This window comes from Stenotrophomonas sp., assembly GCF_032066555.1.
In the GTDB taxonomy this organism is placed as follows: Bacteria; Pseudomonadota; Gammaproteobacteria; order Xanthomonadales; family Xanthomonadaceae; genus Stenotrophomonas.
Map to the genome: position 1 here is coordinate 48,517 of NZ_DAMBKV010000002.1, position 18,907 is coordinate 67,423.

Here is an 18,907-nt window from a genome sequence, read left to right on the forward strand (position 1 = left end):
CAGGGTGCAGCCCGCGCGTGTTCGCGCTTGCCTAGTCCAATACTGCTTGGCCTGCGCCGAGCGGTTGAGGTGGCTCAGCCGATGTCGCTCAGCAGGCGTTGCTCAAGCAATCCGGCGCCCGACCACGGTTGCCAATCCGGCCAACAGCAGCGTCACCACGAAGCACAGCAGGTAGCCGCTGGTTTCATTGCCGCCAACGGTTGCGGCGAACAGCGAGCCGGAGATCGCCAGCGTGGAGGCGACCGCGATGCCTTCGCTCAGCTGCAGGGCCGAGCTGTTGGCACCTTGCTCGTGCGGTGCCGACAGCGACAAGGTCAGCACCGACAGGCTGGGGTAGATCAGGCCCATGCCCAGCCCGGTCAATGCCCAGCCCGCAAGCGCCAGCATCAAGGGCACGTCCGGGTACAGGGTAAGCACGCTCACCAGCAGACCGGCCAGCATCAACCAGGTGCCGGCCTGCAGCATGTGCGTGCGTCGCCAGCCGAAGTGCTGGTGGCCTTGCAGCCACGAGCCGGAGAACCAGCCCAGCGCGCCCAGGCTGAGCGCTGCGCCGGCCCACAGCGGCGACAGGTCGCGCTCGCGTTGCAGCAGCAGTGGCAGGAAGGCTTCGGCGCCAAAGAAGGCCGAGGCGGCAATGCCGCGCAAGGCAATCACGCTGGGCAGGCCGCGGCGCAGCAGCAAGCTGCCGCTGGGCAGCAGATGGCGGGCACAGAAGATCAGTGCGGCCACCGCCGCTGCCATCACCGCCAACGCCTGCATGCCTTGCAGCTGTCCGCCGACATACAGCAACAGCGCGGCCAGCGCCGTGCCTATCGCCCAGCGCACCACCGGCCGCTGCTCGAGATCACGGCGGATGCTGGTGTGGGTGCTGCGCAGTGCCGGCAACAGCAGCCAGGCCGCCGGCAAGGCCAGCACTGGCACGATGAGGAAGACCCAGCGCCAGCTCAGGTGTTGCACGATCAGCCCGCTCAGGCCGGGGCCGATCAGCGAAGGCACCACCCAGCCAGCAGAGAAGGCGGCGAAGACCTTGGGCCGCAGCGCTTCCGGATAAGTGCGCGCGACCAGCACATACAGCGACACCGAAATCGCGCCGATGCCGACGCCCTGCAGCAGGCGGCCGACGATCAATACGTCCATGCGCGGCGCCAGACCGGCCAGCAGCAGACCAACCAGGAAGCTGCCCAGGCCCAGCCACAACGGCCGCGCCGGGCCTTGCTGGTCGCACATGCGGCCGGCCAGGGTCATGCCGATCACGCTGGTGGCCAATGCGCCGCCGAAGGCCAGCGCGTACAGGCGCAGGCCATCCAATGCTTCAGCCACGCTGGGCATCGCGGCCGCCACGGCCAGCGCCTCGAAGGCGATCAGCGAGATCAGCGCGACCATACCGAAGGTGGTGGCGCGGTATTGTGGGGCGAGGATGGAGCTGCTGGCCGGTGCTGCTGGCGCGATGCTTGAAGAACTCATGATGCGACGTTGCTGCTTGAGTTGCGGCTGGGGGGCGTGCAGCATCACACCTCAACCATGGTTCAGGTCAAGTGATGTCCACGCGGGAACTGAGTGTAGGGGAAGTCGCAAGGCGCAGCGGGGTCGCGGTGTCGGCCTTGCACTTCTATGAGCGCAAGGGGCTGATCCAGAGCCAGCGCACCGCTGGCAACCAGCGGCGCTTCCAGAGTGATGTGCTGCGGCGTTTGGCACTGATCCAGGCCGCACAGCGTGTGGGCATGCCGCTGCAGGCAGTGGCCGAGCGTCTGGCGGAATTGCCGGAAGGACGCGCGCCGAGCAAGGCCGATTGAGCGCGGATGTCGGCGCGCTGGCGCAAGGAACTAGACGAGCGCATCGCAACGCTCCAGTTCATGCGTGACCAGCTCAGCGATTGCATCGGCTGTGGCTGCCTGTCGCTGAAGCGCTGTGGCCTGCTGAATCCGCAGGATGTGCTGGGCCAGCAAGGCGAGGGTCCGCAACGCGTGGGCTAGCGTTGCGCGACCGGATCGGCAAGCTGCCGGGTATCGGACGACACGCCAGCAGCGGTTGCTGCCCGGGCCACAGTGCGTGGCCCGGATGGATCAGATTTCCGCTTCGATCAGCGGCATCGCCAGGCGCGAGCGGGTCAGTGCCATGCCGAGGTTGGCGGTGCGGCGGCAGACGAACACCATCACATAGTCGGGGTAGCGCTTGCCGCGCATGAAGATGTGGATCAGGTTCTCGCTGTTGACGATGATTTCCTGGAAGTAGTGCGCGCCTTCCTGCTCTTCCAGGCCGCGTGCACGGCGGAACATCTGCTCGATGCTGCGGATGTTCGGGCCCTGGTACAGGTCGGCAGTGGCGGCGGCGACCAGGTCCAGCACTTCGCGCGGGTGCGAATCCACGGTGCGTACCGACAGCAACATACCGGAGCTGATATCGACGTAGCCGGCGGCCACGCATTCGGGAATGGAGGCAACGGATTGCTGCAGGGTGGTGTCGAGCGACATGGGGGAATCCTTGCGGAAGGGGGAGAAAAGGAAAAGCGATGCCCGCAGGCCGCAATGCGACCCGGCATCACTCAGGGTTTGATCAGTCGCAGGCGCGGATCAGCAGGTTTTCTTCCAGCGCATGCAGCAGGTCTTCCTGCTCCTGCGACTGCACGAAGCCCGGGTCCAGCGTGCGCAGGCGGCGCAGCGCTTCATCGGCGGTGAGCCCTTCGCGGATCAGCCACGCGGCCAGCACCATGCCGGTGCGGCCGAGGCCGGCCAGGCAGTGCACGGCGACGACTTCGCCTTCGCGCAGCATCACCTCGATCTTGGCCAGCAGCAGCTTGGCCCACAACAGCGGCGGTGCACCGCGGTCAACGATGCCCAGGTGATAGCTGCGCAGCCCGTAGGGAGCCAGCCGCTCGGCCGGCATCTCGCGTTCGGTCAGGTTGACCAGCACGGTGACGCCCATGCCACGCAGCAACGCCAGGTCGTGATCGATGGCGAATACCACGCCAGGCATCGGGCAGCCGGCGAGCTTGCCCGGCACCAGCCAGTGGAAGCCATTGGGGCCGCGGCGTGAGGGTGTGGCAGACAGGCTGACCGGTGCGGGTGTCGACATTGGCACAGACGCAGGACGAGGGGCTTCGAGCGCTGGCGTGGAAGGGCGGGGTGGGGACTTTTCAGCGATGAAAACGGGTGCAGGAACGACAACACCTTCAGCCAGTTCCTCGATGCGTGCATCAGGCGCCGGGACATGGCAGCTGCCGGTGCGCAGGAACTGCGCCAGCACCGGGTGTTGGCCACTGTTGGCAAAGAACGCATCCACCGGCGCATCGACCTGTACCTTGCCGCCGGCCAACAGGATCACCCGTGAAGCCAGGCGTCGGGCCTGGCCTTGGTGATGCAGGCTTACCAGGCAGCAGTGTGCAGCGGACAGGCGTTCGATCAGGGTGAGTACCGCTTCGGCCTCGGCCGGCGCCAGCTCGCTGGTGGGTTCGTCGATCAACAGCAGGGCGCTGCCGCTGAAGGCGGCGCGCAGGATAGAGACTTGCCGGGCCAGTCCGCGCGGTAAGTCGATCACTCTGTGCTGCAGATGTGCAGCCACGGCAGTGGTGCCCAAGGCTTGCAGGCGTGCGTCGATTTCTTCGCGCAATGCCTGCGGCTTGTTGCCCGCTTGCGGGCGCAGCGCGGCGCTGAGGTTTTCCTGCACGCTGAAGCCAAGTTCGCGTGCATGCTGCTGCACCAGTACTGGCGGCTGCGTTGCTGCCTCCAACGGTGCGCCCTGGAACAGCAGCGTGCCCCAGCGCTCGCCATGTGCGTTGCTCTGGCCAGACAGTGCCTGCAGCAGTGAAGACTTGCCGGTGCCACCCGGGCCCATCAACACCACGATGCCGGGACCGCTGATGCTCAGATCAATGGAGGCCAACACGGTGCGTTGGCCACGGCTCATGCCCCAGCCTTGCAGCTGCAGCAACGGAGAGGGGGAGTTGTCGGCTGGCAAGGACGTCACTTTGGCCGTCGCTGGCCGCATTTCTGGGGCGCGCGCGGAATTGGAAAGGGCGTCAGTATGGTTTGCGACAGAGCCATGTCAATTTGACTTTAAGACGTGCGCGGGCACGACACAGGCGCACTGCAGGCCGCGAAGTGAACATCACGGCAGTGTCATATCGAATTGATTGGGAAAGGAAATGCGGACTTTTCCCAAGGCGTTTTCTGCCCGGAAATACAGGGCTGAAACTGCAGGCAGGACGATGCTTATTGTTTCAGCGGGATTCAGAAATTTCGTTCGAAGCGAACGTTTCCCGCACCAGCGTCAGCGCTGATCTGCAGGTCCACGCGCAGTTGATCGCGCGGATGCGCGTCGAGTACACCGATCAGATCGGTATAGGGGCCGGTACGCACCGCACGCAGGTCAATCTGTTGGCGCTTGCCGGAGAGATCGGTGGCGATGGCCTGCACCCTGCCATCGGCTGGCAGTTCTTCGCCTTGCGATAGTTGACGCAGGGCAACCACCAGCAGTGCGCGGTCGGCTTCGCGCTGCACCTGGTAGCTGCGGGCGACGGCGTCGTTCATGGCCAGCGTCGGCAGCAGGTTGTAGTGCACGCGCAGCTTGCCGAGGTCTGCATGGCTGGGCTGCGATTGCTGGATGACAGCTGCGCGCGGGGCTTGTTGCGCGGAGCAGGCGGCGAGGGTCAGTAGCAGGGTGGAGGACAGCGTTAGGGCGAGCCGGTGCATGGTGGAGCTCCTGGGCTGCGGTGTTTGTTGATGGGTGGGAGGCTTCAAGATTGCTTGGAAGCTACAAGGCTTCGCCTTGCTCCCCTCTCCCCAACCCCTCTCCCGCAAGGGGGGAGGGGCTATTAGAGGCAGATATCTACGAGGGCTCGATCATGCATGCGCGAAAGAAACCTAGATCAATCGTTCGCAGCAGACAGTTCCTTGCCACGCTTCGCTGCGGCATCGATGGCCTTCGCCGTCAGCGCTTCAAAGCCGCCGGCCTGGAAGGTTTCGATGGCTGCCTGGGTGGTGCCGCCCGGCGAGGTGACACGGCGGCGCAGTTCGGCCGGGGCTTCGCCGGCTTCGGTCAGCATGCGCGCGGCGCCGAGCACGGTTTCCAGCACCAGCGTGCGTGCCGCTTCGGCGGGTAGGCCTTGTTCGAGGGCCGCGGCCTCCATCGCCTCGGCCAGCAGGAAGACATAGGCCGGGCCGCTGCCGGAGACCGCGGTCACCGCGTCCATCCGTGCTTCGTCGTCGATCCAGACGGTGCGGCCGGCGCTGGCCAGAAGCTGTTCGGTCTGCGCGCGCTGCGCGGCGGACACCTGCGGGTTGGCGAACAGGCCGGTGACGCCTGCGCCGAGCAGGGCCGGTGTGTTGGGCATGGCGCGGACGATGGCCTGGTTGCCGCCCAGCCAGCGTTCCAGCTGCGCGGCAGTGATGCCAGCGGCGATCGAGGCAACCACCGGTTGCCGGGCAGCAGCGATGGGGCGTAGGGCCTCGCAGACCGTGCGCATCACCTGCGGCTTGACCGCCATCAACCACAATCCGGCATGGCCTGCGGCGGCCTCGGCGGCGTCGTAGGTGTGGACGCCGAAGTCCTGCGCCAGTGCCTCGCGCAGGGCGGCGACCGGCTCGGCCACATGGATGCGGGTAGCCGCCATGCCGCGTCGCAGCAAGCCGGCGATCAGGCTGCGGGCCATGTTGCCGCCGCCGATGAAGGCGATGTCGGTGTCGGGGAGCTGGGTGTCGGGAAGGTCGGCGTGCGGGCTGGTCATCAATCCAATCTCGGTGCGATCAAGGGGAAGGGCGTTGGCCGAACAAGGCGGTGCCGACCCGGACCATGGTCGAGCCGGCGGCGATGGCCTCGGCAAAATCACTGCTCATGCCCATCGAAAGTGTATCTACCTGCGGGTGCCGCGCGGACAGGCCGGCAAACAAGGCCTGCATCCGTGCGAACGCGGCCTGGCGCTTGGCGGTCTCCGGGAAGGGCGCCGGGATCGCCATCAACCCGCGAAGGCACAGCCGGGGTTCGCTGGCGATGGCCTCAGCCAACGCGGTTACCTGCTCCGGGGCGCAGCCGTGCTTGCTGTCTTCATCGTCGATGTTGACCTGGATCAGCACGTTGAGGGGGGGCAGAGCGGACGGGCGGCCCTTGGCCAGGGCGGTGACCAGCTTGGCCCGGTCCACGGTCTGCACCCAGTCGAAGATCTGGGCGGCCAGTTCGGCCTTGTTGGACTGCAGGTGGCCGATCAGGTGCCATTCCAGGCCCAGTTCGGCCAGCTCGCCTATCTTGGCGGCAGCCTCCTGCACATAGTTTTCACCAAAGGCGCGCTGTCCTTGGGCGGCCAGTGCGGCCACCGCAGCGGCCGGCTGCAGCTTGGAAACGGCCAGCAGGCGGACGGCCCGGGAGGGGCTGGAAGCAGCGTCGATCTGCTGCAGAAGGGTGGCCAAAGACACGGTTTGCAAAACATCAACCTCTTACGTGGGAAGGCTATACTGCCCGCCAGGGGAAACACCTTACAGATACTCGCAACGCAGGGGACAGAGCGCGTATGGATATCGCTGAACTATTGGCGTTCTCGGTCAAGAACAAGGCCTCGGACTTACACCTTTCCGCCGGCCTGCCGCCGATGATCCGCGTGGACGGTGACGTCCGCCGCATCAACATCCCGGCGCTGGACCACAAACAAGTGCACGCGCTGGTGTACGACATCATGTCGGACAAGCAGCGGCGCGATTACGAAGAGTTCCTCGAGGTCGACTTCTCGTTCGAGATTCCCTCGCTGGCACGCTTCCGTGTCAATGCCTTCAACCAGAACCGCGGTGCCGGTGCGGTGTTCCGTACCATTCCCTCGGAAGTGCTGACGCTGGAAGACCTGGCCTGCCCGCCGATCTTCCGTGAGTTGATCGAGCAGCCGCAGGGTCTGATCCTGGTTACCGGTCCGACCGGTTCGGGCAAGTCGACCACGCTGGCGGCGATGATCGACCACATCAACAAGAACGAATACGGCCACATCCTCACCGTCGAGGACCCGATCGAATTCGTGCACACCTCGCAGAAGTGCCTGATCAACCAGCGCGAAGTGCACCGCGACACGCACGGTTTCAACGAAGCCCTGCGCTCGGCCTTGCGTGAAGACCCGGACATCATCCTGGTCGGCGAATTGCGTGACCTTGAGACCATCCGCCTGGCGTTGACCGCGGCGGAAACCGGCCACCTGGTGTTCGGCACCCTGCATACCAGCTCGGCCGCCAAGACCATCGACCGTATCATCGACGTGTTCCCGGCCGGCGAAAAGCCGATGGTGCGCTCGATGCTGTCCGAGTCGCTGCGTGCGGTGATTTCGCAGGCACTGCTCAAGCGCGTGGGCGGTGGCCGTATTGCCTCGCACGAGATCATGGTGGCAACCCCGGCAATCCGTAACCTTATCCGTGAAGACAAGGTGGCGCAGATGTACTCTGCCATCCAGACCGGCCAGCAGGTGGGCATGCAGACCCTGGACCAGAATCTGCAGGATCTGGTCAAGCGCAGCCTGATCACCCGCAACCAGGCCAAGGAATACGCCAAGGACAAGCGTCTGTTCGAGTAATTCCAGGTTTCGGGATTAGAGATTCGGAATTCGGGATTCGCAAAAGCCGGAATCGACGGGGCGCCGTGGAGTCATCCCACGCCCTGTCCCGGCTCTCCATCGGGAGCCAGACATGAGCACTATTGATTTCACCTCGTTCCTCAAGCTGATGGCGCACCAGAAGGCGTCCGACCTGTTCATCACCGCCGGCATGCCGCCGTCGATGAAGGTCAACGGCAAGCTGTCGCCGATCACCCAGACACCACTGACGGCGCAGCAAAGCCGCGACATGGTGCTCAACGTGATGACGCCGGCCCAGCGCGAGGAATTCGAAAAAACCCACGAATGCAACTTCGCCATTGGTGTATCCGGCGTCGGTCGTTTCCGTGTCAGCTGCTTCTACCAGCGCAACCAGGTGGGCATGGTGCTGCGTCGTATCGAGACGCGCATTCCCACCGTGGAAGAGCTGAGCCTGCCGCCGGTGATCAAGACGCTGGCGATGACCAAGCGCGGCATCATCCTGTTCGTCGGCGCCACCGGTACCGGCAAGTCGACCTCGCTGGCAGCGATGATCGGCTATCGCAACCAGAACTCGACCGGTCACATCATCACCATCGAGGACCCGATCGAATTCGTGCACAAGCACGAGGGCTGCATCGTCACCCAGCGTGAAGTGGGCATCGATACCGACAGCTGGGAGGCGGCGCTGAAGAACACCCTGCGCCAGGCCCCGGACGTGATCATGATCGGCGAAATCCGTACCCGCGAGGGCATGGATCACGCGGTGGCATTCGCCGAAACCGGTCACCTGGTGCTGGCCACCCTGCACGCCAACAACGCCAACCAGGCGATGGACCGCATCATCAACTTCTTCCCGGAAGACCGGCGCAACCAGCTGCTGATGGACTTGTCGTTGAACCTGAAGGGCGTGGTCGCGCAGCAGCTGGTGCCGACCCCGGACGGCAAGGGCCGCCGCGTGGCGATGGAAATCCTGCTGGGCACGCCGCTGGTGCAGGACTACATCCGTGACGGTGAAGTGCACAAGCTCAAGGAAGTGATGAAGGATTCGGTGCAGCTGGGCATGAAGACCTTCGACCAGAGCCTGTTCGAGCTGTACCAGGCCGGTGAGATCAGTTACGACGACGCTTTGCGGTATGCCGATTCGCAGAACGAGGTGCGCCTGCGCATCAAGCTGTCGCAGGGCGGTGATGCCAAGACCTTGTCGCAGGGTCTGGATGGCGTGGAGATTGCCGAGGTTCGCTGAGTCTGGCGGATTGGATGATTTGAAAAGCCGCTCCTTCGTGGGCGGCTTTTTTTAAGGGTGGGGCAGGGGCGAGGGTTGGAGCAGGATCAAGGTCAGGATCAAGGTCAGGATCAAGGTCAGGATCAAGGTCAAGGTCAGGATCAAGGTCAGGATCAAGGTCAGGATCAAGGTCAAGGTCAGGATCAAGATCAAGATCAAGATCAAGATCAAGAGCACCCCTCCCGAACCCTCCCCTTCGCTGTGCGAAAGGGAGGGGCCAAGGCCGAGCCAAAGCGAAAGCCAAAGCCAAAGCCAAAGCGAAAGCCGAGGTCTTGGCGGAGGCCGCTCTTCCCCCTCCCTTTCGCGTAGCGAAGGGGAGGGCCGGGGAGGGGTGCTCTGGCTTTGGCTTTGGCTTTGGCTTTGGCTCTGGCCTTGGCCCTCAGCCCAAGCTCCCGCATACCTCGAAGCTTTACCGCCCCATCCAAGCCGGCCCAATCGCTGCAATCTTCACCATTACCGGGCAATCCTCCCGGTGCGCGCCAGGCAGATAGCCCAGGCTCATCAGGAATTCACCGGTGATCTCGCCGCCGGTAAACCGGAAGGTCTTCTTGAACAGCTTCACCCAGTCGGCCTTGCTCAAGGGGTGATGCGCGTCCAGCCATTGCGCAAAGCCGCCATGCGAGGCGCGCAGCCCCTGGATCACCTGCGCGTTGTGGATCGCCGCAGCCACCTTGAGCCGGTTGCGGATGATGCTGGCATCGGCCAGCAGGCGGGCGATATCCGCCTCGCCATAGGCAGCCACCGCGTCCACATCAAAGCCACTGTAGGCGCTGCGGAAGCCTTCGCGCTTGCGCAGGATGGTTTCCCAACTCAATCCGGCCTGGTTGATTTCCAGCAGCAGGCGCTCGAAAAGCTCGCGTTCATCCCGCTGCGGGAAACCATACTCGTGCTCGTGGTACGGCCCATGTACGGGGTGGCCCGGGGCGAAATCACAGTAGTAGGTCATCGGCATCTCCGCATCAGGGAAGCCTGGATTATCGCCGCTGCGCAGCGGTGGGCGGCCGCAGCCGTTAGAATGCAGACATGTCTGCGCTGTCACCCCCTCTGTCCAACCACCTGCTGGTGGCATTGCCATCACTTGTCGACCCATTGTTCGCCCGCAGTGTGGCCTTGATCTGCCAGCACGATGGCAACGGTGCCATGGGCGTGCTGGTCAACCAGGCCTCCGATTTCACCTTGGGCGACGTGTTCGCACAGATGGAGATCGATACCGACGATGGCGACCTGCGCGCCGTACCGGTGCTCAACGGTGGTCCTGTGCACACCGAGCGCGGTTTCGTCATCCATGACGATGCCAGGGCATGGGATTCCAGCCTGAAAGTGGCTGATGGTCTGTATCTCACGACCTCCCGCGACATCCTCGAGGCCATGGCCCGTGGCGACGGTCCGCGCAATGCGCTGGTCACGCTCGGTTGCGCCGGTTGGGGCGAAGGGCAACTGGAGCAGGAGCTGGCGGACAACAGCTGGCTGACCGTGCCGGCCGATGCCACCGTATTGTTTGAAACCCCCTTGGACGAGCGCTGGCAGCTTGCCGGCTCGCGCATCGGTGTCGATCTGTTCCTGGTCACCGGATACAGCGGTCGTGCCTGAGGCCAGCATGCTTTCCACCAGCAGCACGGTGCTGGGCTTCGATGTCGGCTCGCGCCGCATCGGCGTGGCCATCGGCAGTTCGCTGGGTGTCGGCGCGCGCGCCATTGCGGTAGTCGATGTGCACGGCAATGGTCCGGACTGGAACGCGCTGGACCGCCTGCACAAGGAATGGCGGCCACAAGGCATGATCGTCGGCGATCCGCTCACGCTGGAAGGCGAAGACCAGCCCAACCGCAAGCGCGCGCACGCCTTCGCCAGGCAGTTGCAGCAGCGCTACAAGGTGCCGGTACTGCTGGTGGATGAGCGCTCCAGCTCGGTCGAGGCCGCGCAGCGCTTTGCGGTGGAGCGTGCCGAAGGCCGCAAGCGCCGCCGCGATGCCGCCAACCTCGACGCGGTTGCTGCTGCCGTCATCATCGAGCGCTGGTTGTCGGCGCCGCACGAAGCCACCCCTATTTCCTGACTGTCGAAGACCCTGCCATGACCGCTTCGCAACTTGATGCCCAAGGACGCCTGCGCCACCTGCTGACCCTGGATGGGTTGCCGCGTGAGACCCTGCTGCAGCTGCTCGACCGCGCCGGCCAGATCCGCGATGCCGCGGTCGGTCGTATCAACAACAAGCGCGCGGTGCTCGCCGGCACCGGCGTCTGCACGCTGTTCTTCGAACCCTCCACCCGCACCCGCAGCTCGTTCCAGCTGGCGGCGCAGCGGCTGGGGGCGGATGTATTGAATTTCGATGCGTCCACCTCTTCCACGCGCAAGGGCGAAACCGCCTGCGACACGCTGAAGAACCTGGAAGCGATGGGCGTGCGCGGTTTCATCGTGCGCCACCCGGACGATGGCGCGGTGGCTGAACTGGCAGGCGCTGCCGGTGAAGATACGGCCCTGATCAATGCCGGTGATGGCCGCAGCGCGCACCCGACCCAAGGGCTGCTCGACATGCTGACCCTGCGCCAGGCCAAGGGCAGTGATTTCTCCAAGCTCAAAGTGGTGATCGTTGGCGACGTGAAGCATTCGCGCGTGGCCCGTACCGATCTGCAGGCGATGCGCACGCTGGGCGTGGGCGAGATCCGGGTCTGTGGCCCGCAGTCGCTGTTGCCGGAGGATGGAATCCTGGATGGCTGCGTGGTCGGGCAGGATTTCGATGCGATGCTGGAAGGTGTCGACGCGCTGATGATGCTGCGCCTGCAGCGCGAGCGCATGGAAGAAGGTCTGGTGCCGTCGCTGGAGCAGTACCACGCGCAGTATGGTCTCAACAACGAGCGCCTGAAGCGCGCGGCCAAGGACGCAGCGGTGCTGCACCCGGGCCCGATCAACCGCGGCGTGGAAGTCACTGACGAAGTGGCTGATGGCCCGCAGTCGTGGGTGTTGCGCCAGGTTGCCAATGGCGTGGCCGTGCGCATGGCGGTGCTGGAAACCCTGCTGGGTTGAGATTGGTGAGGCTGCCGCTGCCTGCCTGCCTCCCTCCCTTGCGCCGAAGGCGTAGGGGAGGGCTGGGGAGGGGTAGCTCTATGGCTTTCAAGCAGTATCAACTTCGCGGCTTACGGCGCTCCCACAAGGCGATTGGGATTGCGTGATGCCCCACTGTAGAGCCGAGCCATGCTCGGCTGGGGCATTGCCGGTAGAGCCCCTGCCGAGCATGGCTCGGCACTACGTTGCTGCGTTGGGGCGTTACCGGGAAAGCCTCTGCCGAGCATGGCTCGGCACTACGTTGCGGTGCTGGGGCCTTACCGGGAAAGCCTCTGCCGAGCATGGCTCGGCACTACGTTGCTGCGCTGGGGCATTACCGGTAGAGCCCCTGCCGAGCATGGCTCGGCACTACGGTGTGGTGGCGTGTGTTTAGTTGCGCGGCGCCATCGCCAGGATTGCCAGCTGCTGCTGCGCTTCTTCATTGCCGGCTGCGGCGGCGGCCTGCACCTGGGCCAGGTCCGGGTGTTGCACTACCAGTAGCGGGTACTCGCATTCGGGGCAGGCGTATTCGGTCTGCTCGTCGTGCAGCTCCATTTCCATCTGCCGTGAGCTGCCTCTCCATTCGCAGGCGGGGCAGTTGTGCACGTCCTCGCGCCAGCCGGTCTGGTAGTAGTCGTTGACGGTGATGGTCATGGGCAGGGCCTGAAACAAGGGCGGGGAAGTGTAGCCCGGGTAAGCGTGAGCGCACCCGGGAGTTCTTCGCGGAAAGCTTCGGGTGCGCTGGCGCTTACCCGGGCCACGGTGCCGCGATCAGTGCAGCAGCACCAGCGTGGCAAGTCCGAGGAAGGTGAAAAAGCCCATCGAATCTGTCACTGCGGTCAGGAAGATGCCGCTGGCCAGGGCCGGGTCGAAACCCAGCCGCTTCAGCGTCAGCGGCACCAGCACGCCGGCCGATGCGGCAAACAGCAGGTTGAAGGTCAGTGCGATGGCGATCACCAGCGACAGTCCCGGCATATGGAACCACGCCAATACGATCAGGCCGAGCACGGTGCCCAGCACCACGCCATTGAGCAGGGCCACACGCAGTTCTTTCCACAGCAGGGTGCGCGCATTGGAGGCACCCACCTGACCAAGTGCGAGACCGCGGATCATCAGCGCCAGCACCTGGGTGCCGGCATTGCCGCCGAGGCCGGCGACGATCGGCATCAACACGGCCAGCGCCACCAGCTTGTCGATGGTGCCTTCGAAATGACCGACCACGCTGGAGGCGAGGAAGGCCGTGCACAGGTTCACGGACAACCACATCAGGCGCCGGCGCATGGCGCGCCAGACCGGGCTGAACAGGTCTTCGTCCTCGTCCAGACCGGCCGCGCCCAGGGCCTGGTGATCGGCCTGGCCGCGGATGATGTCGACCACGTCATCGATGGTGATGCGGCCGATCAGGATGTTGTTGTCATCCACCACCGGTGCCGAGACCCAGTCATGGTCGGAGAATTGGCGGGCCACTTCGTCGGCGCTTTCGCCGACATCGATGGCCGGCTGTTCGTCGTCGATCAGGCGGTTGATCGGGGTGGTGTCTTCGTGGGTGACCAGCGAGGCCAGTGACAACCGGCCTAGGTACTGGTGGCGACGGCTGACCACGAACAGGTGATCGGTGTGGTCGGGAAGCTCGCCACGCAGGCGCAGGTAGCGCAGCACCACGTCGACGTTGACGTCGGCGCGCACGGTGACCACGTCCGGGTTCATCAGGCGGCCGGCGGTGTCCTCCGGATAGGACAGTACCTGCTCGAGCCGCTCGCGGTTCTCGCGGTCCATCGACTTGAGCACTTCGTCGATGACGGTGTCGGGCAGGTCCTCGACCAGGTCAGCAAGGTCGTCGATGTCCAGGTCTTCGACCGCGGCGATGATTTCGTCCGCGTCCATGTCGGCCAGCAGGCTTTCGCGCACGTCTTCGCCGACATGCACCAGCACCTCGCCGTCGTCCTCGGCATCGACCAGGCCCCACACCACTTCGCGCTTGCCCGGTGGCAGCGATTCGAGCAGGTTGCCGATCTCGGCCGGCGACAAGGTGTTGACCAGGCGGCGCACCGGCCCCAGGCGGCCGCTGTCCAGTGCATCGGAAAGCAGGCGCAGCTGGCGTGCAGTCTTGTCGTGGCGTACGGCTTCGGCCATGCGCAGCTCCCGGTATGGTGATGGCCGCTGTCCGTGGCGGCAGGCGCCATCGGCGTGTTTAGCCCGCCATTATCACGTGCGATGCGCGGGCTTGCATATAACCGGTGTTACCGGAATCAGTTTCCGGCGACGCCGGCGATCCAGCGTTCAATGCCGCGGCGGTCGCGTGCAGCCAACAACTGCGGGGCCTGCAGGCGCAATGCGCTCAGGTCCACCTCACGGATGGCGCGTCGCACCTCCAGCAAGGTGGCCGGGTGCAGGCTGAACTCGGTCAGGCCCAAGGCTAGCAGCAAGGCTGTCATATGCGCGTCACCGGCCATTTCACCGCAGACCGCGACCGGCGTGGCATGCCGCTGCGCGGTGTCGATCACCTGCCACAGCAACCGCAGCACCGCCGGATGCAGCGGCGAGTACAACTCGGCCACGGCGTCGTTGTTGCGATCGGCGGCCAGCAGGTACTGGACCAGGTCATTGGTGCCTATCGACAGGAAGTCGACCTGGTCGATGAAGGTCTCCAGCGCGATCGCCGCTGCAGGAACCTCGATCATCGCCCCGACCGGGATGTTCTCGGCCACTTCGTGGCCGTCATTGCGCAGGGTCGCGGCCAGCCGCGACAGTCGCCGACGCACTGCCATGATTTCCTCACGGGTGGTCAGCATCGGTACCAGGATGCGCAGCGGGCCGTAGCCGGAGGCGCGCAGGATCGCCCGCAGCTGGGTGTCGGAGACCTTGGGCCGGGCCAGCGACAGGCGTACGCCACGCAGGCCCAGCGCCGGGTTTTCTTCGCTGCTGAGTACCAGACCGGTGCGGTCGGCCTTGTCCGCGCCCAGGTCCAGGGTGCGGATGGTGACAGGGCGCCCGCTCATGCCCAGCACGGTGTCGCGGTAGACGCGGAACTGTTCTTCTTCGTCCGGCAGCTGGTTGCGCTGCATGAACAGGAATTCGGTGCGGTACAGGCCCAGGCCGCGGGCACCCAGTGCATGTGCCTGGGCGACGTCGTCATGCGACTCGGCATTGGCCAGCAAGGTGATTTCCACGCCATCCAGGGTGCGCGTGGGCTTTGCCCGTAGGCGGCCGAGTTCGCGTTGTTCGCGGGCCAGCTCGCGTTGGCGCTCGCGGTACTGGCGCAGCTCGCTCGGGCCCGGGTCGACCACGATCTCGCCGCTGCCGCCATCCAGGATCAGCACGTCGCCATCGCTGACTTTCTGCAATACCGCGCTGGCGGCCACCACCAACGGCATGTGCAGGCTGCGGGCGAGGATGGCGCTGTGCGAGAGCACGCTGCCAGCGCTGCTGACGATGCCGACCACGCCTTGCGATTGCAGCTGCGCCAGTTCCGAGGGAGCAACGTTCTCGCAGACCAGGATTTCGCCGGCCAGCCCCTTCATGGTGGTGTTGCGCTTGTGCAGGAAGGACTGGATGCGGCCGATCACGTGGTCCAGGTCGTCCATCCGGCTCTTCAGGTAGGCATCTTCCATGCCTTCGAATACCTGCGCCAGGCGGTCGCGCTGGATGCGCAGGGCATGGCTGGCGCTGTAACGCTTGCTGCGCACCAGCTCGTCCAAGGCGGTCAGCAGTTCGGGGTCGTCCAGCAACATGGCGTGCAGGTCGAGGAACTCGCCCACTTCCGCCGGCAAGGCGCCCTGCAGGCGGGTACGCAGTTCACGCATTTCCTGGCGCGCGGCATCGGTGGCGCGGTGCAGGCGTTCCAGTTCGTGCTCGACCGCGGCGGCGGCGACACGCTTTTCACCAATATCCTGCACGTGCGGCAGGCGGACGCGGGCACGGCCCAGCGCGGTGCCACGGGAAGCAGGCAGGCCCAGTAAACGGGTCACCGCTGCCGGCTCCACGCAAGGGCTGCACCAGCGGGCGCGGCCTGCGCCATCAGTTGTCCTCGTCGAAACGGCGCTCGAACAGGGCGGTGACGGCCTCCAGCGCGGCAGCCTCGTCCTCGCCATCCACGCGTACCGTGACCGGCGTGCCTTGTGCGGCAGCCAGCAACATCACGCCCATGATGCTCTTGGCGTTGACCTCGCGGCCCTTGGCCACCAGCGTGGCATTGGCGCGGAAGGCCGACAGCACCTGCACCAGTTTGGCGGTGGCGCGGGCATGCAGGCCCAGCCGGTTGGAAACAATGAGTTCTTTTTCAAGCATCGTCGGTGATGACTCCGTTGCGAGCGCCCGCCGCCGCAGTGGCGGGCAGTTGGTCCAATCCCTGTTCCGGATAGTTCATTACCCGCAGCAACATCGCCAGACTCAATCCCGATACACGCCGGGTCGGGGTGCCCAGGCGGGCCAGCTTGCCGGCGAGATTGCTCGGGCTGGCGCCATACAGATCGGTCAGTATCAACACGCCGCCTTCGCCTTCCACCCGCCGCATCGCCGCCGAGGCGGCGGGCAGCAGGGCATCCAGGTCGGCGTCGAAAGGCACTTCGAACGCTTCTGTCTTCAGCGGCAGTTGCCGCAACAAGGCGGTCGTCACTTCCAGCAGGGAAGTGCCGACACCGGTATGAGTTACTAGGAGAATGCCGCAGGTCATCCCTGAACGTTAACAGGTCAGGCCAAGTCCGCGATAGCGCTTAAATCTGTCTTCTGTGTGCCATTCAGGGCATGCGCGGTGATTGCGCAGGCGCGTGTTCAATCCTGCTCGCGATGGAAGGTGGCCACGTCCTGCCAGCCCTGCTCGCGGGCATGCCGGGCCAGTCGTTCGGCCAGATAGACCGAACGGTGCTTGCCGCCGGTGCAACCGAAGGCCACGGTGACATAGCTGCGGGTTTCGCTGCCCAGTTTGGGCAGCCAGGTGTCGAGCAGGTCCTGCAACTGGCTGACGTAGCGCACCACCTCGGGCTGGGCGTCCAGGTATTCGCGGACTTCGCGGTCGCGCCCGGTCAGTGAGCGCAGTTCCGGGTCCCAATGCGGATTGGGCAGCACCCGTGCATCGAAGACGAAATCGGCTTCGGCGGGCACGCCGCGTTTGTAGGCGAAGGATTCGAACAGCAGCGACAACTTGCTCTCGTGGCTGAGTGCGAAATCGGTGATGACACGGCGCCGCAGCTGGTGCACGTTGAGGCGGGTGGTGTCGATGATGGCATCGGCCTCGCGGCGCAGCGGCGCGGTCAGTTCGCGCTCGCGGCTGATGGCTTCGGGCAGGGACAGGCCCAGATGGCTGAGCGGATGGCGGCGGCGGGTATCGGCATAGCGCGCCAGCAGGGTGTCGTCATCGGCTTCGAAGAACAGCAGACGCGCTTCAATGCCGTAGTCCAGCGCAGTCTTGCGCCAGGCCGCCAGTTGGCTCAGGTCGCTGCGGCCGCGTACGTCGATGCCGACAACCAGTCGCTGCGGTCGGTTTTCCTCGCGTTCGCCGAGCACGCCGCGCACGAACTCCGGCAGCAGGTTGACCGGGATGTTGTCCGAACAGTAGTAGTCCAGGTCTTCAAAGGTCTTCAACGCCACCGATTTGCCCGAACCGGACAGGCCGCTGACGATGATCAATACCGATGCAGGGTGTGAACTCATGGACTACGTTGCTCCAGCAGGTTGCTATGGCGGGCGATGAACATCGCCGCCGGATCGATGCCCTTGGTGCGCAGGATGTGCAGGCGGGTGGCGGCCTCGGTCAGCACCGCGAGGTTGCGACCAGGCATCACCGGCAGGGTGATCAGCGGCACGTCCAGGTCCAGTACGTGGCGTTTGCCCGAATCGCCGGTCAGGCGCTCATAGCCATAACTGCTGGGTTCGGTCATCGGCTTGGTCAGGTGGACGATGAGGCGAAGGTACTTGTTCTTCTTTACAGACGTGTCACCGAACATCTGGCGCACGTTCAGCACGCCCAGCCCGCGCACCTCCAGCAGATCCTGCAGCAGTTCGGGGCAGGTGCCATCGAGCACGTCGGGGGCGATCTGGGTGAATTCGGGGGCGTCGTCGGCGACCAGCCGATGACCGCGAGAGAGCAGCTCCAAGGCCAGTTCGCTCTTGCCTGAGCCGGCCTCGCCGGTGATCAGTACGCCAATGGAGTAGATCTCCATGAATACGCCATGCAGGATGACCCGTGGCGCCAGCGTGCGGGCCAGGTGGTAGCTGAGGTGGTTGAGCAGTTCGTGGCCGCGGCGCGGCGATACCCACAACGGGGTCTGCGATTCGTCCGCGGCCGAGCGCAGGTCCTCCGGGCAGCCATGGCTTTTGGTGATGACCAGCGCCAGCGGTCGCGCCTGGATGATGCGCTCGATCACTTCCCAGCGCTGGCGTGCGTCCAGTGAATCCAGCCAGGTCAGTTCCTCGGTGCCGAGGATCTGCACTTTGTTCGGGTAGATGGTGTTGAGGTAGCCGGCCAGCGAGGGCCGCCGCGAGACGGTATTGCCCGCCTCCAGTTCGCGTTGCGCACCGGCATGGCCGGCAACCCAGCGCAGGTCGAGTTTCTCGCGCTGCTGGTCGAAGAGTTCCTGGGCGGTGATGCTGGTATTCATCCGCTGCGCGCCTGTTGCGGGTTGATGATGATGTTCCTGAGGGTCTGTGCGTCGGGGGCCACGCGCAGCGCCTGGCGGATGTCGGCGTCGGAAAAGATCTCCGCCAGCTCGGACAGCAGCATCAGGTGTTGATGGGTGTAATGGGCGGGCACGGCCATCGCGAAGACCAGGTCCACCGGTTCATCACCGCCGAAATCGACGGGCTCCTGCAGACGGAGCAGGGCGCCGCGGGGTTCCTGCAAGGTGTCCGAGCGTCCGTGGGGAATGGCGATGCCATGGCCGATGGCGGTGCTGCCGACGCTCTCGCGTTCGCGCAGGCTCAGGAACAGGCTGTCCGCGCCGGCCTCGCGGCAGGCAAGCAGGCGGGAGGCGGCAATCAGGGTGCTGTCACGATCAGCGGCCGCAAGTACCTGGGTACTCACGGCCGCCATCAGGTCGGTCAACGGCATGTTGGCT

General features: G+C 65.1%; 21 protein-coding genes and 1 pseudogene. 6 read left to right on the top strand and 16 right to left on the bottom strand.

The genetic code is table 11. The annotated features are described in order from the left end of the window. Positions 1-102 precede the first annotated feature (102 nt). Entirely contained in the window at positions 103-1,464 is a 1,362-nt protein-coding gene (locus RT131_RS03485) for an MFS transporter (RefSeq protein WP_313170310.1), read from the bottom strand. A gap of 74 nt (positions 1,465-1,538) precedes the next feature. Between RT131_RS03485 and soxR the strand changes: the two are divergent. Beyond that, positions 1,539-1,973, top strand: a pseudogene (soxR, locus tag RT131_RS03490) (redox-sensitive transcriptional activator SoxR). A gap of 90 nt (positions 1,974-2,063) precedes the next feature. Here the strand turns inward: soxR and RT131_RS03495 are convergent. From RT131_RS03495 to RT131_RS03515, 5 genes are all read right to left on the bottom strand, one after another. Beyond that, positions 2,064-2,471: a hypothetical protein gene (locus tag RT131_RS03495; RefSeq protein ID WP_313170312.1), complete on the bottom strand. Its 408-nt coding sequence runs from the start codon at positions 2,469-2,471 to the stop codon at positions 2,064-2,066. Between the two features lie 82 nt (positions 2,472-2,553). Next, on the bottom strand, positions 2,554-3,963 hold the full coding sequence (locus tag RT131_RS03500; protein WP_313170314.1) for an ATP-binding cassette domain-containing protein: 1,410 nt from the start codon (positions 3,961-3,963) through the stop codon (positions 2,554-2,556). A gap of 263 nt (positions 3,964-4,226) precedes the next feature. Next, on the bottom strand, positions 4,227-4,688 hold the full coding sequence (locus tag RT131_RS03505) for a DUF4426 domain-containing protein (protein ID WP_313170316.1): 462 nt from the start codon (positions 4,686-4,688) through the stop codon (positions 4,227-4,229). Between the two features lie 176 nt (positions 4,689-4,864). After that, complete coding sequence (gene proC, locus RT131_RS03510; RefSeq protein ID WP_313170318.1) at positions 4,865-5,722, bottom strand: pyrroline-5-carboxylate reductase; 858 nt, start codon at positions 5,720-5,722, stop codon at positions 4,865-4,867. 19 nt (positions 5,723-5,741) lie between these two features. Next, positions 5,742-6,413, bottom strand: a complete 672-nt coding sequence (locus RT131_RS03515; protein WP_313170319.1) for a YggS family pyridoxal phosphate-dependent enzyme — start codon at positions 6,411-6,413, stop codon at positions 5,742-5,744. A gap of 86 nt (positions 6,414-6,499) precedes the next feature. Here RT131_RS03515 and RT131_RS03520 point away from each other — a divergent pair, with 86 nt between their 5' ends. After that, positions 6,500-7,537 (top strand): type IV pilus twitching motility protein PilT, encoded by a 1,038-nt coding sequence (locus tag RT131_RS03520; protein ID WP_313170321.1) that lies wholly within the window; start codon positions 6,500-6,502, stop codon positions 7,535-7,537. Positions 7,538-7,649: 112 nt separating this feature from the next. Next, positions 7,650-8,780: a PilT/PilU family type 4a pilus ATPase gene (locus RT131_RS03525; protein ID WP_313170323.1), complete on the top strand. Its 1,131-nt coding sequence runs from the start codon at positions 7,650-7,652 to the stop codon at positions 8,778-8,780. Positions 8,781-8,831: 51 nt separating this feature from the next. Here the strand turns inward: RT131_RS03525 and RT131_RS03530 are convergent, their stop codons facing one another. Beyond that, entirely contained in the window at positions 8,832-8,978 is a 147-nt protein-coding gene (locus tag RT131_RS03530) for a hypothetical protein (RefSeq protein ID WP_313170325.1), read from the bottom strand. 250 nt (positions 8,979-9,228) lie between these two features. Beyond that, positions 9,229-9,765 (bottom strand): DNA-3-methyladenine glycosylase I, encoded by a 537-nt coding sequence (locus RT131_RS03535; protein ID WP_313170327.1) that lies wholly within the window; start codon positions 9,763-9,765, stop codon positions 9,229-9,231. Positions 9,766-9,842: 77 nt separating this feature from the next. On the opposite strand from RT131_RS03535, the gene RT131_RS03540 reads away from it, so the two are divergent. Genes RT131_RS03540 through RT131_RS03550 form a run of 3 tightly spaced genes read left to right on the top strand, consistent with a single transcriptional unit; the run spans position 9,843 to position 11,837 of the window. Next, entirely contained in the window at positions 9,843-10,409 is a 567-nt protein-coding gene (locus tag RT131_RS03540; RefSeq protein WP_313170329.1) for a YqgE/AlgH family protein, read from the top strand. Between the two features lie 7 nt (positions 10,410-10,416). Continuing rightward, a complete protein-coding gene (gene ruvX / locus RT131_RS03545; RefSeq protein WP_313170331.1) occupies positions 10,417-10,869 on the top strand; it encodes a Holliday junction resolvase RuvX in 453 nt (150 codons plus the stop codon). A 17-nt stretch (positions 10,870-10,886) separates the two neighbouring features. Beyond that, the gene (locus RT131_RS03550) at positions 10,887-11,837 is read left to right on the top strand and encodes an aspartate carbamoyltransferase catalytic subunit (RefSeq protein ID WP_313170333.1); all 951 of its coding nucleotides are present in this window, start codon (positions 10,887-10,889) and stop codon (positions 11,835-11,837) included. A 408-nt stretch (positions 11,838-12,245) separates the two neighbouring features. On the opposite strand, the gene RT131_RS03555 is transcribed toward RT131_RS03550, so the two are convergent. From RT131_RS03555 to RT131_RS03590, 8 genes are all read right to left on the bottom strand, one after another. Further along, positions 12,246-12,509 (bottom strand): hypothetical protein, encoded by a 264-nt coding sequence (locus RT131_RS03555; RefSeq protein ID WP_313170335.1) that lies wholly within the window; start codon positions 12,507-12,509, stop codon positions 12,246-12,248. Between the two features lie 117 nt (positions 12,510-12,626). Further along, a complete protein-coding gene (gene mgtE / locus RT131_RS03560; protein WP_303749141.1) occupies positions 12,627-13,988 on the bottom strand; it encodes a magnesium transporter in 1,362 nt (453 codons plus the stop codon). 116 nt (positions 13,989-14,104) lie between these two features. After that, positions 14,105-15,823, bottom strand: a complete 1,719-nt coding sequence (gene ptsP / locus RT131_RS03565; protein WP_313170338.1) for a phosphoenolpyruvate--protein phosphotransferase — start codon at positions 15,821-15,823, stop codon at positions 14,105-14,107. A 49-nt stretch (positions 15,824-15,872) separates the two neighbouring features. Continuing rightward, the gene (locus RT131_RS03570) at positions 15,873-16,142 is read right to left on the bottom strand and encodes an HPr family phosphocarrier protein (protein ID WP_313170340.1); all 270 of its coding nucleotides are present in this window, start codon (positions 16,140-16,142) and stop codon (positions 15,873-15,875) included. After that, complete coding sequence (locus RT131_RS03575; protein WP_313170341.1) at positions 16,135-16,527, bottom strand: PTS fructose IIA subunit family protein; 393 nt, start codon at positions 16,525-16,527, stop codon at positions 16,135-16,137. The genes RT131_RS03570 and RT131_RS03575 overlap by 8 nt, the downstream gene beginning before the upstream one ends. A 98-nt stretch (positions 16,528-16,625) precedes the next feature. Continuing rightward, positions 16,626-17,504 (bottom strand): RNase adapter RapZ, encoded by an 879-nt coding sequence (gene rapZ / locus RT131_RS03580; RefSeq protein WP_313170343.1) that lies wholly within the window; start codon positions 17,502-17,504, stop codon positions 16,626-16,628. Beyond that, the gene (gene hprK, locus RT131_RS03585; protein ID WP_313170345.1) at positions 17,501-18,451 is read right to left on the bottom strand and encodes an HPr(Ser) kinase/phosphatase; all 951 of its coding nucleotides are present in this window, start codon (positions 18,449-18,451) and stop codon (positions 17,501-17,503) included. The genes rapZ and hprK overlap by 4 nt, the downstream gene beginning before the upstream one ends. Then, complete coding sequence (locus RT131_RS03590) at positions 18,448-18,900, bottom strand: PTS sugar transporter subunit IIA (RefSeq protein ID WP_313170347.1); 453 nt, start codon at positions 18,898-18,900, stop codon at positions 18,448-18,450. The genes hprK and RT131_RS03590 overlap by 4 nt, the downstream gene beginning before the upstream one ends. Positions 18,901-18,907: the final 7 nt, after the last annotated feature.

Excerpts from the sequence above, each read along its gene's own strand:
- RT131_RS03590 (WP_313170347.1), bottom strand. The coding sequence starts at position 18,900 with ATGCCGTTGACCGACCTGATGGCGGCCGTGAGTACCCAGGTACTTGCG.
- hprK (WP_313170345.1), bottom strand. The coding sequence starts at position 18,451 with ATGAATACCAGCATCACCGCCCAGGAACTCTTCGACCAGCAGCGCGAG.
- RT131_RS03525 (WP_313170323.1), top strand. The coding sequence starts at position 7,650 with ATGAGCACTATTGATTTCACCTCGTTCCTCAAGCTGATGGCGCACCAG.
- proC (WP_313170318.1), bottom strand. The coding sequence starts at position 5,722 with ATGACCAGCCCGCACGCCGACCTTCCCGACACCCAGCTCCCCGACACC.
- RT131_RS03550 (WP_313170333.1), top strand. The coding sequence starts at position 10,887 with ATGACCGCTTCGCAACTTGATGCCCAAGGACGCCTGCGCCACCTGCTG.
- RT131_RS03495 (WP_313170312.1), bottom strand. The coding sequence starts at position 2,471 with ATGTCGCTCGACACCACCCTGCAGCAATCCGTTGCCTCCATTCCCGAA.
- RT131_RS03505 (WP_313170316.1), bottom strand. The coding sequence starts at position 4,688 with ATGCACCGGCTCGCCCTAACGCTGTCCTCCACCCTGCTACTGACCCTC.
- RT131_RS03555 (WP_313170335.1), bottom strand. The coding sequence starts at position 12,509 with ATGACCATCACCGTCAACGACTACTACCAGACCGGCTGGCGCGAGGAC.
- mgtE (WP_303749141.1), bottom strand. The coding sequence starts at position 13,988 with ATGGCCGAAGCCGTACGCCACGACAAGACTGCACGCCAGCTGCGCCTG.
- RT131_RS03520 (WP_313170321.1), top strand. The coding sequence starts at position 6,500 with ATGGATATCGCTGAACTATTGGCGTTCTCGGTCAAGAACAAGGCCTCG.
- RT131_RS03575 (WP_313170341.1), bottom strand. The coding sequence starts at position 16,527 with ATGACCTGCGGCATTCTCCTAGTAACTCATACCGGTGTCGGCACTTCC.
- RT131_RS03485 (WP_313170310.1), bottom strand. The coding sequence starts at position 1,464 with ATGAGTTCTTCAAGCATCGCGCCAGCAGCACCGGCCAGCAGCTCCATC.
- ruvX (WP_313170331.1), top strand. The coding sequence starts at position 10,417 with ATGCTTTCCACCAGCAGCACGGTGCTGGGCTTCGATGTCGGCTCGCGC.
- RT131_RS03540 (WP_313170329.1), top strand. The coding sequence starts at position 9,843 with ATGTCTGCGCTGTCACCCCCTCTGTCCAACCACCTGCTGGTGGCATTG.
- RT131_RS03535 (WP_313170327.1), bottom strand. The coding sequence starts at position 9,765 with ATGACCTACTACTGTGATTTCGCCCCGGGCCACCCCGTACATGGGCCG.
- rapZ (WP_313170343.1), bottom strand. The coding sequence starts at position 17,504 with ATGAGTTCACACCCTGCATCGGTATTGATCATCGTCAGCGGCCTGTCC.
- RT131_RS03570 (WP_313170340.1), bottom strand. The coding sequence starts at position 16,142 with ATGCTTGAAAAAGAACTCATTGTTTCCAACCGGCTGGGCCTGCATGCC.